This is a genomic window from Arthrobacter sulfonylureivorans, assembly GCF_047607445.1.
In the GTDB taxonomy this organism is placed as follows: Bacteria; Actinomycetota; Actinomycetes; order Actinomycetales; family Micrococcaceae; genus Crystallibacter; species Crystallibacter sulfonylureivorans_A.
Genome location: NZ_JBLKRT010000028.1, coordinates 1 through 12,549, shown reverse-complemented (window position 1 = coordinate 12,549; position 12,549 = coordinate 1). Strand labels below are relative to the sequence as shown.

The 12,549-nt window shown below is 67.1% G+C and carries 13 protein-coding genes; 5 read left to right on the top strand and 8 right to left on the bottom strand.

Annotation, left to right across the window (positions count from 1 at the left end; genetic code table 11):
• Positions 1-83 precede the first annotated feature (83 nt).
• Together ACMX2H_RS13640 and ACMX2H_RS13635 are read left to right on the top strand one after the other, a co-directional pair.
• Positions 84-461: a hypothetical protein gene (locus tag ACMX2H_RS13640; protein ID WP_414961066.1), complete on the top strand. Its 378-nt coding sequence runs from the start codon at positions 84-86 to the stop codon at positions 459-461.
• A gap of 45 nt (positions 462-506) precedes the next feature.
• Entirely contained in the window at positions 507-959 is a 453-nt protein-coding gene (locus ACMX2H_RS13635) for an SRPBCC family protein (RefSeq protein ID WP_414961064.1), read from the top strand.
• On the opposite strand, the gene ACMX2H_RS13630 is transcribed toward ACMX2H_RS13635, so the two are convergent.
• From ACMX2H_RS13630 to ACMX2H_RS13615, 4 genes are all read right to left on the bottom strand, one after another.
• On the bottom strand, positions 956-1,819 hold the full coding sequence (locus tag ACMX2H_RS13630; protein WP_414961062.1) for a universal stress protein: 864 nt from the start codon (positions 1,817-1,819) through the stop codon (positions 956-958). The genes ACMX2H_RS13635 and ACMX2H_RS13630 overlap by 4 nt on opposite strands.
• A gap of 236 nt (positions 1,820-2,055) precedes the next feature.
• A complete protein-coding gene (gene gabT, locus ACMX2H_RS13625) occupies positions 2,056-3,441 on the bottom strand; it encodes a 4-aminobutyrate--2-oxoglutarate transaminase (RefSeq protein ID WP_414961060.1) in 1,386 nt (461 codons plus the stop codon).
• A 282-nt stretch (positions 3,442-3,723) separates the two neighbouring features.
• Positions 3,724-3,861, bottom strand: a complete 138-nt coding sequence (locus ACMX2H_RS13620) for a methionine/alanine import family NSS transporter small subunit (RefSeq protein ID WP_414961058.1) — start codon at positions 3,859-3,861, stop codon at positions 3,724-3,726.
• Positions 3,858-5,429 carry a sodium-dependent transporter gene (locus ACMX2H_RS13615; RefSeq protein WP_414961056.1) on the bottom strand — a complete coding sequence of 524 codons (1,572 nt, stop codon included), beginning with the start codon at positions 5,427-5,429 and terminating at the stop codon, positions 3,858-3,860. Before ACMX2H_RS13615 ends, ACMX2H_RS13620 begins: the two co-directional genes overlap by 4 nt.
• 232 nt (positions 5,430-5,661) lie before the next feature.
• Between ACMX2H_RS13615 and ACMX2H_RS13610 the strand changes: the two genes are divergently transcribed.
• The 3 genes from ACMX2H_RS13610 to ACMX2H_RS13600 all read left to right on the top strand — a co-directional run bounded on the left by ACMX2H_RS13610 (position 5,662) and on the right by ACMX2H_RS13600 (position 8,383).
• Positions 5,662-7,095 carry a PucR family transcriptional regulator gene (locus ACMX2H_RS13610; protein WP_414961054.1) on the top strand — a complete coding sequence of 478 codons (1,434 nt, stop codon included), beginning with the start codon at positions 5,662-5,664 and terminating at the stop codon, positions 7,093-7,095.
• A gap of 130 nt (positions 7,096-7,225) precedes the next feature.
• Entirely contained in the window at positions 7,226-7,849 is a 624-nt protein-coding gene (locus ACMX2H_RS13605; RefSeq protein WP_414961052.1) for a putative glycolipid-binding domain-containing protein, read from the top strand.
• A 105-nt stretch (positions 7,850-7,954) separates the two neighbouring features.
• On the top strand, positions 7,955-8,383 hold the full coding sequence (locus ACMX2H_RS13600; protein WP_414961050.1) for a hypothetical protein: 429 nt from the start codon (positions 7,955-7,957) through the stop codon (positions 8,381-8,383).
• Positions 8,384-8,464: 81 nt separating this feature from the next.
• Here ACMX2H_RS13600 and ACMX2H_RS13595 read toward each other — a convergent pair whose 3' ends face one another.
• The 4 genes from ACMX2H_RS13595 to ACMX2H_RS13580 are packed head-to-tail and all read right to left on the bottom strand — an operon-like array spanning position 8,465 to position 12,354.
• Positions 8,465-9,103 (bottom strand): LysE family translocator, encoded by a 639-nt coding sequence (locus tag ACMX2H_RS13595; protein ID WP_414961049.1) that lies wholly within the window; start codon positions 9,101-9,103, stop codon positions 8,465-8,467.
• 39 nt (positions 9,104-9,142) lie between these two features.
• Positions 9,143-10,243, bottom strand: a complete 1,101-nt coding sequence (locus ACMX2H_RS13590; protein ID WP_414961047.1) for a polyprenyl synthetase family protein — start codon at positions 10,241-10,243, stop codon at positions 9,143-9,145.
• A gap of 9 nt (positions 10,244-10,252) precedes the next feature.
• Entirely contained in the window at positions 10,253-11,590 is a 1,338-nt protein-coding gene (locus ACMX2H_RS13585) for a geranylgeranyl reductase family protein (protein ID WP_414961046.1), read from the bottom strand.
• A 2-nt stretch (positions 11,591-11,592) separates the two neighbouring features.
• Positions 11,593-12,354, bottom strand: a complete 762-nt coding sequence (locus ACMX2H_RS13580; RefSeq protein ID WP_414961044.1) for a demethylmenaquinone methyltransferase — start codon at positions 12,352-12,354, stop codon at positions 11,593-11,595.
• Positions 12,355-12,549 lie beyond the last annotated feature (195 nt).

Sequence of the window (12,549 nt, the reverse complement as noted above, 5' to 3'; positions counted from 1 at the left end):
CAGTCTGGGTTCCTCCCCACCGGCTTATCTCGAAGGTAGCCTGTTCGAAACACGTTCGATTCGTCAGGCACGGGGCAGGGGCAATGCGTAGAACCGACGTCATTACAGTGGTCTCGATCTTCGGGATCATCCTGGCCATCTCAGGCCTGCACTTGTCCGGCTGCCCGGACTGGGCGGGGTATGGCATCCAAGGACTGATGCTCCTCGGCGTCCTGGCGGTAGTGGTCCGGTTACTCCTGGGACGCAAGAACAGTGTCACCGGTCCGATGGCGGATTCCGGCAGCGCACTCAACAATCTCTACCTGGGAACCACCTACACCGGACCGCGGCATGTCGCCCAGCCCCAGGAGCAACAGATGTCGCTGGTCATCGACGACGACGAGCGCCAGGAGTTCTTGAAAGCCCTCGATGGCGCGGACCTTCGGCCTGATCCGGGACGCACCAATGATCGCAGGCTCTGACCGGAGACGTTTGGCCCGTCTGCCTCTGGTTTGGGACCATGAAGCATGGTTGACGTCACTACCGAGATCGTGATCGACGTTCCACGGGTTCGTGTTGCCGAGTATGCTGCCGACCCGGACAACGCCCCCGCGTGGTACCAGAATATCGATTTCGTCCGCTGGGAGACCGCCGGGCCTCTGTCGGTAGGGTCCAGCGTTGCCTTTGAAGCCGCTTTCCTTGGCCGCCGTCTCTGCTACACCGATCAGGTCGTAGAGTTCCGTCCGGCCGAAAAACTGGTCATGCGGACGGCCCAGGGTCCCTTTCCCATGCAGACTACCTACGAGTGGACCGAGGCGGGGGTCAACCGCACGCTCATGACTCTGCGGAACAACGGCGAACCAGCAGGTTTCTCCCGGCTCCTCGCTCCGTTCGTCGGATTCATGATGAAGCAGGCCAACCGCAAGGACCTGGCGCGGATCAAGTCGATTCTGGAGTCTGGCAGCCCGGCTGAACGCTAGTCCCGCAGCCCGTCCACTTCCCGCGGGACCACCACCATGGGCACCGGCAGTGAGCGGAGGACCTTGTGCGCGGTGGCGCCGAGGAACAGGCGGTTGTGCTGGGCCAGTCGACTGGAGCCCATGACCACCAGTTCGCCGTCGTCCCAATCAAGCGAGTCGATGGCCTCTTCAATGTTGCGACCGTGCGCCACGGTCACGGTCGCCTTGCCCGGGGGCAACTCGGTGGCGGCCGAGGCGAGGACCGAGTTGGCGTGCAGGTGGGCGCTGTGGATCGCTTCGCCGCTGTCCGAGTCTTCACGGGTGTCCAGCGAGACCAGGGAGACCAACCGCAACTGCAGGCCGCGGCGCGAAGCCGCGTTCAAGGCCACATCGCGGGCGGCTTGCGCCCCCTGCCGCTCGCCGATGAATGCGGTCAGCCGGGTCAAGGGCTCCGTCCGCTGATAACCGCGGGGAGCGAGCGCCACCGGAATCGGCGAGGCATGCAGCAGCGCATTTGCCACGCTGCCCACCGTGAAGCGCTTGAACAGGCTGTTGCTGCTGGCTCCGATGACGATCAGCCGGGCGCCGGATTCCTCGCCGGCGGCGATCAGCCCCTCGGCGAAAGAGTCGGCTGCCCGCACCTTGAATTCGGCATGCACATCGGACGGAATCAGCTTCAAGGCCTCACGGCGTGCGGTGACGACGTCCTGCTCGCTGGCGCTGACTCGCTTGCCTTCGGGGTTCAGCGCTGCATAAGGAGCGCTGTCAGCCACCACGTAGACAATGTCCAGCCCGGTTCCCTGGGTCCGGGCAATTGCGACGGCCAGTGCCACGGCGTCGGCTCCGCGTTCGTCCGGCTGGTAACCCACCACATAGCGCATGCGACAACCCCTGTCCGTGTCCATCAGCCGGCGGATGCGACGGCGCCGGCGCATCCGCAGCCAAGAGCCGACTATGATTCCGACTCTAGTCCGAGAGGGCCTACGGCAACAGGCTCGAGCCGTATCTTCCGGCCGCACGCCTGGGGCGTGTGGAAACGACCGCGGGGCGGCTCCCGGTCCCTTGTCCCGAGGGACGAAGGGAACCGGCAGCCGCCCCGGCGGGACGTGGCGACGGGCTAGGCAGCGACCTTGCGGATGGCTGCTTCCAGCACGTCGAGGGCGTCGGCCAGCAGTTCGTCGCCGATGACCAGCGGCGGCAGCAGGCGCACCACGTTGCCGTAGGTGCCGCAGGTGAGGATGATGACGCCTTCCTGCAGGCAGGCGGCGGCGATTTCCTTAGTGGCCTCGGGGTTGGGCTCCTTGGTGGTAGCACCGGTGCCCGGCTTGACGAACTCCATCGCCAGCATCGCACCGCGGCCGCGCAGGTCGCCGATGATGTCGACTTCCTCGGCCAGCTTCCGCAGCCGGCCCATGACCTGCTCCTCAATGTGGCGGGCCCGGGCGCTCAGGTCCTGCGCCTGCATGGTCTCAATGGCAGCCAGTGCGGCGGCACAGGCCACCGGGTTGCCGCCGTAGGTGCCGCCCAGGCCGCCCGGGTGCACGGCGTCCATCAGCTCGGCGCGGCCGGTGATGGCGGACAGCGGCATGCCGCCGGCAATGCCCTTGGCCATCGTGATGATGTCGGGCACCACGCCGTCGTGCTCGGAGGCGAACCAGGAACCGGTGCGGCAGAATCCGGACTGGACTTCGTCCGCAATGAAGACCACGCCCTTCTCCTTGGCCCACGCCGCCAGCGCTGGCAAGAAGCCCTCGGCCGGTACGATGAAGCCGCCCTCGCCCTGGATCGGTTCGATCAGGATGGCTGCCACGTTCTCGGCGCCCACCTGCTTCTCGATCATGGTGATAGCGCGGCGGGCAGCGTCCTCGCCTGTGAATTTCCCGGCGATGCCGGATTCCTCCCGGTACGGGTAGCTCATCGGCACCCGGTAGATCTCCGGGGCGAACGGGCCAAAGCTGCCGGCCGGGCTGGACTTGTACGGGTTGGCCTTGGCGGTCAGCCCCATCGTCAGGTTGGTGCGGCCGTGGTATGCGTGATCAAAAGCGACGACGGCGGTGCGCCCGGTGGCGATGCGCGCCACCTTCACGGCGTTCTCCACGGCTTCGGCGCCGGAGTTGAACAGCACCGAACGCTTTTCGTGGTCGCCCGGGGTCAACTCGGCCAGCTTCTCCGCCACCGCGATGTAGCTCTCATACGGGCTGACCATGAAGCAGGTGTGCGTGAACTTGGCTACCTGCTCCTGCACTGCGGCGACGACGGCGGGGTCCGAGGCCCCGACGCTGGTGACGGCGATGCCAGAGCCCAGGTCGATGAACGAGTTGCCATCCACGTCGGTGATGATGCCGCCATCGGCGTCGGCCACGTAGACCGGAACGCTGGAAGCGACACCGCCGGCCACCACCGCGTTGCGGCGGGAGGCCAGTTCAGCGGACTTGGGGCCGGGGAAGCCCGCGGACACGTCGCGCTTCTGTTCCAGCCGGTACTGGGTCGTCTGAGTGGTCATGGTGTGCCTTTCACGTTGTGGTGGGATGCCGCCGGCAGTCGGGACGCCCGGCGCACTCAAGTCGCGACGGTGCCCGGCCGCGGTGGAGGTCGTTCAGCCGTCGAACAGCGCGTGCCAAGGGAAGCCGTGCTCTACAGCGAGATTACGGTTTCCGTTCGGGTGCTGCCTATGGCGCCCCGCACAGCCAATCTTCCATTCCGCCGTGCAAATGGCCAACACGTCGAACGGCGGTGTCCTCCGGCCGCACGGTCGGAGGACACCGCCGGGGAAACGGCAGCTGGTTCAGAGCTCCGGTGCGTGCTCTGCCGGCATGGCGCCGTCGTCCTCAGGGTGGCGGGTGAGGTTCATCAGGGCCAGGGCCAACCCACCCCATACGGTAATGATGGCGATGATCAACATCACGATCGCTGCGGTGCTCATCGTTGTGCCTCCTGAAGGGTTGGGGAATCGAGTTCCGGATCGTTGGCGGCCGAGTTCTTGCCCCACGGAATCAGCGAGAGCAGGAAGGACACGACGATGAGCGCGCCGGCCATCCCCCAGCCGAAGACACCGACAAACCAGTCGGGCATGGCCGGATCGCCGTAGCCTTCCTGGATCCTCTTGATCACTTCGCTGATCAGGATGTAGCCCAGCACAATCGGCGAGACGATCCCGACCATGATCCGCCACCACAGACCCAGCTTGATGGAAGACACCTCGCTGACGTGCCGGCCCAGCAGCGGCAATTTACGGAAGCCGTAGGTCACGAGCAGCACGGTCACCAGGGCACACGCCATGATGCCGAAGTTGTTGACGAACGCGTCGGTGACGTCCAGCAGGTTCAGGCCCGTGGTGGTCGGGAACAGCAGGATGGAAATCAGTGCCAGCGGGATGCCCACGCACCAGGTGGTCTTGACCCGGCCCATCCCCAACTTGTCCTGCACCGCCGCGATGATGACCTCGATGATGCTGATCAGCGAGGTGAAGCCGGCGAACACCAGTGAACCGAAGAACAGCACGCCCAGAAGTCCGCCCAGCGGCGCCTCGGAAATGATGGTGGGGAACGCGATGAACGCCAGGCCGATGCCGCCGGCGGCAACATCGCCGACTTCGGCGCCGGCGCTGAAGGCCATGAAGCCCACCGCGGCGAAAACACCGATGCCGGCCAGGATCTCGAAGCCGGAGTTCGCAAAGCCCACCACGAAGCCGGAGCCGGTCAGGTCCGTCTTGTGCTTGAGGTAGGACGCGTAAGTGACCATGATGCCGAAGGCCACGGACAGGGAGAAGAAGATCTGGCCGTAGGCCGCGGCCCAGACCGTGGTGTTGGTGAGCGCGCCCCAGTCCGGAGTGAACAGGGCGTTCAGTCCGTCGGCGGCACCCGGCAGGAACAGCGACTGAACTACCAAGATGAGGAACATGACCAGCAGCAGCGGCAGGAAGATGATGTTCGCCCGTCCAATGCCCTTCTGCACCCCCGCTGCCAGCACCAGCAGGACCACAGCCCAGACCACAATCAGCGGGATCAGGACCATGGGCACGAAATCGAAGCCGATGTTCACGTCCTCGCTCACCTGCAGGAAGGAGCCGATGAAGAACCCTGCCGGGTCGTCACCCCACGCTTCGGTGACCGAAAAGATCATGTACATCGCGGCCCACGCGATGATCACCGCGTAGTACACGCAGATGACAAAGCAGATCGCCACCTGCCACCAGCCCAGTCCTTCGGCGCCACGGGCCAGTCGGCGGTACGCCAGCGGTGCGGATCCACGGTGGCGGTGCCCCACGGCGTAGTCCAGGAACAGCAGTGGAATGCCGGCGGTCAGCAGAGCCACCAGGTACGGAATGATGAAGGCGCCGCCGCCGTTTTCGTAGGCGACATACGGGAAGCGCCAGATGTTGCCCAGGCCAACGGCAGAGCCGATCGCCGCGAGGATGAACACCTTGCGTGTGGACCACATCTCTCGCTTGGGCTTGACGCCCGGCGCGGCTTGCGGTGAAGGGGAACTCATTGATGGACCTCAAAGTGTAGGGAATTCGGTGCTGTGACGGCTGTTACGCCGCGGACCATCCTAGTGGCGCCCTGCCAACCCCGGAAACCGCGGAACCAAGTCCAACCGCCGCTGTCCGGCATTGCGCGCCCTAAAGCAGGTGCTGTCCCCAGCAATGATGCGGTTCTGCGCAACGGCATCTGCATCCTGCGTCACAGTGCACCTGCACAACACTGAATCGTACAATGGGAACATGGCTGTCACTCTTGCCAACCTTCTCGCCTCTCCGTCGCTTCACCTGTCGCTGGTTGGCACCGCGCAGGGCGACCCCGACGCGCCCATCACCTGGGTGGCGTCCACCGAACTGGAGGATCCGCTGCCTTTCCTGAGCGGCGGCGAAGTGGTGCTGACTACCGGCCTGCGGCAGAAGACCGCGGCCGCGCAGCGCAAATTCGTGGCACGCGTCCACCAGGCGGGCGCAGTGGGCATGGGCTTCGCGCTCGGGCTCACGCATCGCAAGGTCCCGCCGGGGGTGCTGGCCGCGGCCAACGAGCTTGAACTGCCGGTCTTTGAGGTGCCCTACGAAACCCCATTCGTGGCGATCAGCAAGATGGTGGCCGATGCGATCTCCGCCGACCACTACAACCGGCTGGAGCACCTGCTCAAGGACCACCAGGCGCTGGCGGCCTCGCTGCTGGGCGGTGGAGGTCTCCCCGCGCTGCTGCGGAAGCTCGCCGCGATGGTGGGCACCGACGTCGTGCTTTCCCAATACGGCACCCAGATCTACGGGACCGGCGGCGGGCGCGGTGGATGGCACGAGGTCCCGATTGCCACCGGCCTGAAGGACCGCTGCACGCTGGCGCTGGCCGAGCCCTACGAACGCAACGCCATCGTGGACTATGCGCAAAGCCTGATCAGCCTGGAACTAAGCAACCAGGCCCATCGCCGCGCGACCGACCGACGCTCCGTGGGGCAGGTGCTGCTGGATGTGGTGGGGGGCGTGCTGCAGGGCGGCGACGCGTCACTGCGGCTGAGCAATGTGGGGATTGACGCCGGACGGCGGCAACTGGTCATCATGGTGCAGGTGGCCGGAACCCAGCGCCGCGCGCTGCCCACGTTGCCGCTGCCCGCCTCCTTCGACGGCGTGGTGACCGGTCTGGTCGACGACCGACTGGTGCTGGTGGTGCAGGCCACCGAATCGGGTGAAGCGCTGGGCCGGGAGCTAAGCTCCTACCTGCAGAGCGCGGGCCTCACCGCGACGGTGGGCGTGGGCGGCAGCTACGCCCAGGCGAACGGCTTGCGCTGGAGCTACTTCGAGGCCAAGGAAGCCGTGGGCCGCGGCGGCCGGCTGAACGGGCCGCAGCGGCTCTCTCTGACGTCCCTCCTGCTGGCCTCGGAAGACGTGCCGCTGAGCGACCTGGCGGCGGAAGCGCTGGATCCGCTGGCCGATTTCGACGCCGCGCATGATGCCGCCCTGCTGTCCACGCTGCAGACCTACCTGGAGCTGAACGGATCGGTAGCCGCCGTGGCGGAGGAGCTGGGACTGCACCGGAACTCGGTTCGCTACCGGTTGTCCCAGATTGTGGAACTGACCGGCTACGACCCTGCCCTGACCGCGGACCGGGTGCACCTGTGGCTGGCCCTGACGGTTCGGCGGCTGGGCTCCGACGCGGCGTCGCAAGGCTAATCCCAGGCCCGAGCCCGGCCACCGCCGCCGGCCGCCGCGGCCGGTGCCGGTGCCGCCGCCGCTCTGCGCCGGCCGTGCCGCTGCCGCCGACCCCTTGTCAGAACCGGGCGCAGGCACAAGGCTGGGGGTCATGGGACACGAGACGCACGAGAGCCGCACGGTGACCTGGCTGGGAACGGACGATCCGCAGCGCGCCGACACCGCCACCATCAATCTGGAGCCCGAACGGCTCAGCGCTCACGGCGCCTCCCGCACCGCCGACTACGCCGCAAGCTGGTCGCTGACCACCACCGACAATTGGTTCACCGAGAACCTCACGGTCTCCGTGCACGGAAGGGGCTGGAGCAGGTACCTGGTGCTGGACCGTGCCACGGACGGCAGCTGGAGCGCGGCGACGAAGGTCTCCGGGGACACCGACCTGCCGGAGCCGGGCATCGTCGACCCGGCGTCGCTGACCGGGGCGGTGGACTGTGACCTGGGATTGTGCCCGGCCACCAACACCATGCCGATCCTGCGGCTGGGGCTGGTCCACGACGCGGAGTCCGCCGCAGAGCTGACGGTGGCGTGGGTGGAGATGCCCAGCCTGCGGGTACTGGGCCGGCAAAAGATCTACAGCGGCTCCCGCGCGTACGACGACGGCACCGGGACTGCCGCTGTCACCTTCAGCTCCGGCGACTTCAGCGCCGAGATGGTGGTGGACTCGGACGGCATCGTGATCGACTACCCAGGGCTGGCCACCCGGCGCCGGGAGTGATGGGTCGGACATCGGGTGAAGCTCAGCACGAGCGGTTCGAGCCAGTCGGGGCGGCCACATAGGATGGTAGCCAAGCCCTCCGACCAACCATTCCAGGGAGAAACCATGCCCGAAATGTTCGTGGACAAGTTCCGTGCCCTCGTGCCCAAGTACCTGGACCGGGCGTGGACCGAAGACGACGGCATCTCCTATGACGAGCTGGAAGGGCAGCTGGGCGAGCACAAGTTCCAGGTTCCGCAGGCGCTGGTGGAGTTCTACCACGCGCTGGGCGGCTGCGAGGACCTGATGGAAGCCCACGATTTCTTCTTCGACCCGGATGAACTTGAGATCGAGGACGGCTACCTGCTGTTCCTGGACGAGATGGACGAAGAAGCGAACTGGGGCTTCAAGTCCGAGCACCTGGACGTGCCGGACCCCATTGTCTGGATCCGCACGAACGGGCCAAAGCCCCGGTGGCAGAGCGAAGAGGCCACCTTCAGCGAGTTCGTCTTCGACATGTTCGAGTGGGTCTTCGGCGACGAGGACGAAGACTAAACCCGCTCACTTGGCTGGCTGAGGAGCCGCGGCGGCCCGCGGAGCTTCCGTGGTTCTCTTACGGGGCTTCCGTGGTTTCTCTTACCGGGCTTCCGCCGCCAGCGCCACGCCGAAGCCGACCAACACGGTCCCGGTGATCCGGTCGATCGCCCGCACAACCGCCGGCGTGCGCAGCCACTTGCGGGCAACATGCGTGCCCCAAATGATGGCTGAGAAGAACAGCAGTCCTTCGAGGTTGTGCACCAGGGCCAGCGCGGTGCCCATCAACGCCGGCGAGACATCCGGCGGAATGAACTGCGGGATCATCGCCATGTAGAACACGCCGACCTTCGGGTTCAGCAGATTGGTCCCCACCCCGGTGAACCAGGCCCTGGCGTACGATGCCGAAGCTTCGGGTTCCGCCACGGCGGCCACGTGCGGGTCCGGCCTCCGGAACGACTTCCAGAGCATCCGGCCGCCCAGCCAGACCATGTAGGCAGCGCCGGCGATCTTCAGCACCGTGAACGCTGTCTCCGAGGCGGCCAGCAGGGCCGAAGCCCCGACCGCCGCCGCAATTCCCCAGACCAGGGCCTCGGTGCTGATGCCCAGCGCGGTGGCGTAGGCTCTGCCGCGCCCTTGGCTGACGGCCGAACGGAGCACCAGCGCCGTGTCCATACCCGGCACCAAGGTCAGCAGACCGGCCACCAAAGCAAAGGACAACAGGGCCTGTTCTATGCTCATCGGGTCAGTTTAGGGGACGCGATCTGTGCGGGGGTGGGACTAGACCTCGCGGTCGACGACGGCTTCGGCGAAGGCCGTCAGCGCGAACTTCACCGTGCTCTCCGGCAGCGGGTCCAGGGACGCCTTGGCGGCGTCGGCCCACTCGCCCGCGATGGACCAGGCCTGCGCCGTGACCGGGTGTGCGCGCAGCGCGGTGACGGCCTCGGCCAGGGCCTCGTCGGAGCTCAGGTCTGCCTCCACCAGTGCCAGTACCGAGGCGGCGGTAGCATCGCCGTCGGCCGCTGCCTTTCGGAGCAAGAGCACCGGCAGCGTGGGTACGCCTTCGCGCAGGTCGGTTCCCGGCGTCTTGCCCGACTTGGCCTTCAGTCCGGTCACGTCGATGACATCGTCGGCCAACTGGAAGGCAACGCCCACCTTCTCGCCGTACTCCAGCATCACGTTGACGGCCTGCTCGCCGGCGCCGGAGAACATGGCGCCCAGCTGGCCGGAGGTGGCGATCAGCGATGCGGTCTTGTCCGCGATGACGGACAGGTAGTGCTCCACCGGGTCCTCGTCGTCGCGCGGACCGACGGTTTCGTGCAGCTGGCCCAGGCAGAGCCGTTCGAAAGTCCGGGCCTGGATGCCCACGGCCTCCGGACCCAACTGGGAGACCAGCAGCGAGGCGCGGGCGAAGATCAGGTCACCGGCCAGAATGGCCACCTGATTGCCCCACACCTCGTGCGCGGTCGGGGCGCCGCGCCGGTACGGGGCGGAGTCCATCACGTCGTCGTGGTACAGCGTGGCCAGATGCGTCAACTCAACAACGACGGCGGCCTGCACCACGTCGGGGACCGCCCCGTTCCCCAGTTGCGCGGCCAAGATGGTCAGCAGCGGGCGGATCCGCTTGCCGCCGGCTTCCACCAAGTGGCGGCTGGTGGCGTCGGCGAACGGATCGGAGTGAGCAATGGCTGCACGCAGCTGCTTCTCCACCCGGGCCAGTGCGGTGGAGACCTCGGGACCGAGCACGGCATCCTGGGCCACCGGGTCGAATCCCGCCGGCAGGTTCAAGCTGGTGGCAAGGGCGGCGGTTGCTGTATCCAGCTCCGGCGACTCCGGCGGGTTCTGGCCGGCAGGAGTCCAACTCGGTTTAGCGTCAGTCACGGTTCAACACTAACTAATCGTCGGGGCGGTATGGCTGGTCGGCTTGTTGCCGCCAGTCTGGTTGGATGCCGGCGGCGTGAGCTGCTCCAGCAGATGAATAACTCTATCCTCAAATCCCTTGCCGCCTGAGTCTGTCAGGTTGGCCAGCATGCGTACCACAAAGCGCATCAGCGGCGGGACCGGCATTCCTGTTCGCAGTGCCACCTTCATGACGGCGGGTTTGCCGATGAGCTGGGCGAAGATCCGGCCCAGGGTGAAGTGGCTGCCCCACTGGTCGCGGATGATTCCGGGGTAGGTGGACAGCGCGGCGTCGAATCCGGACCGGCTGAGCAGCTGGCCGCCGGCCCCGGATAGCCGGTCATGTGCGTCGGCGATCAGCTCAGCGGCGTAGCGGGCGGACTCCATCGCATAGGAGATGCCTTCGCCGTTGAAGGGGCTGACCATGCCCCCGGCGTCACCGAGGAGCAGCAGGCCGGGGCTGTAGTGCGGCGTCCGGTTGAAGCCCATCGGCAGGGCCGCGCCACGGACCTCGCCGACCTGGTTCTCCTCGGTGAAACCCCAGTCCGCCGGCATTGCGGCGGTCCACTCGCGAAGCACCTGCTTGTAGTCCAGCTTGCCGAAGGATTTGGACGAGTTCAGAATGCCCAGGCCCACATTGGAGGTGCCGTCCCCCACACCGAATACCCAGCCGTAGCCGGGCAACGGATTGCCGGCGGCGTCGGGCAGTTCCAGCCAGCCCTCCATCCAGTCGTCGTCGTGCCGGGGCGAGGTGAAGTAGGTGCGCACGGCCACACCCAGCGGCCGGTCGTCGCGCTTTTCGATGCCCAGGCTCAGCGCGGTGCGGGTGGAGTTGCCGTCCGCGGCGAGTACCACGTCGGCGAAGAAGTCCTTGGTTTCGCCGGTCTTGCGGCCGCGCTCGTCCAGCAGGTTGGCGCGCACGCCGATGACCCGTCCGGCGTCGTCCCTGAGGGCGGTGGAGACGGAATGGCGTTCCAGCACCACGGCGCCGGCCGACTCGGCGTGGCGGGCGAGTGCCTCGTCAAAGCCCAGCCGGGTGCGGATCAGCCCGTAGTCCGGGAAATCGCTCAGCTCCGGCCAGGGCAGTTCCAGCTCCCGTCCGCCGGCGATCAGCCGCAACCCGCGGTTCCGGCGCCATCCGGCTGATTCCTCGTGCGGCAGGCCGAGCAGCTGCACCTCGCGGACGGCACGCGGCGTCAGGCCGTCGCCGCAGACCTTTTCGCGCGGGAAGGCGGTCTTCTCCAGCACCGTCACATCAACACCGGCCGCGGCCAGGTAGTACGCCGCTGTGGCTCCTGCCGGGCCGGCCCCAACAATCAGAACTGACATGGCTACAGGGTGCGCCTGCTGCTCTGGTGCTTCAGCTCAGCCTGCGCCCGCGTGTTGGCGGCGTCCTCTCGGCCGGGCTTGGTGGCGCGGTGGACGGCAACGATGCCGCCGGACAGGTTGCGGTAGGCCGCGTCCTGCCAGCCCTCGCCGGTGATCCATTGCGCCAGCCGGTCCTGGTTCGGCCAGGCGCGGATGGACTCGGCCAGGTAGACGTAGGACGCCGGGTTGGATGAGATCTTGGACGCAATCGCCGGCAGCGCCCGCATCAGGTACTCGGTGTACACGGTCCGCCACGGCGCGAAGGTCGGCTGCGAGAACTCGGCGATCACCAACCGGCCGCCGGGCTTGGTGACGCGCAGCATCTCGCGCAGCGCCAGCTTCGGATCGCTGACGTTCCGCAGGCCGAAGGAAATGGTCACCGCGTCGAAGGAGTTGTCCGCGAACGGGAGGCTGGTGGCGTCGCCGGCCACAAAGTCGATGTCCGGGCGGCGACGCTTGCCCACCCGCAGCATGCCCAGCGAGAAATCGCAGGCCACCACATGGATGCCGGCGTCGGCATACGGCTCGCTGGAGGTGCCGGTTCCGGCAGCCAGGTCCAGGACCTTCTGGCCACGTTCGGCGTCTACCGCATCCACCACGATCCGGCGCCACCGGCGGGTCTGCCCCATCGACAGCACATCGTTGACCAGGTCGTATTTCGGCGCCACGTCATCGAACATGGCGGCTACTTCATCCGGGCGCTTCTCCAGCGATGCACGATTCACTGGTCCATTGTCTCAAAGACCTGCACCCGCCAGCGAACCCGCGCGTGCGCGCCCGGTCTGCGCGGGTGGGGTGCTCCGCGCACGGCCGGTTCGCGGAGGACCGGCGGGTCCCGCCGCTGCCCGCACGCGGCAGCTTCGCGGGGACCGGCGGGCCCCGCCGCTGCCCGCGCGGCAGGGTTCGCGGAGGACCGGCGG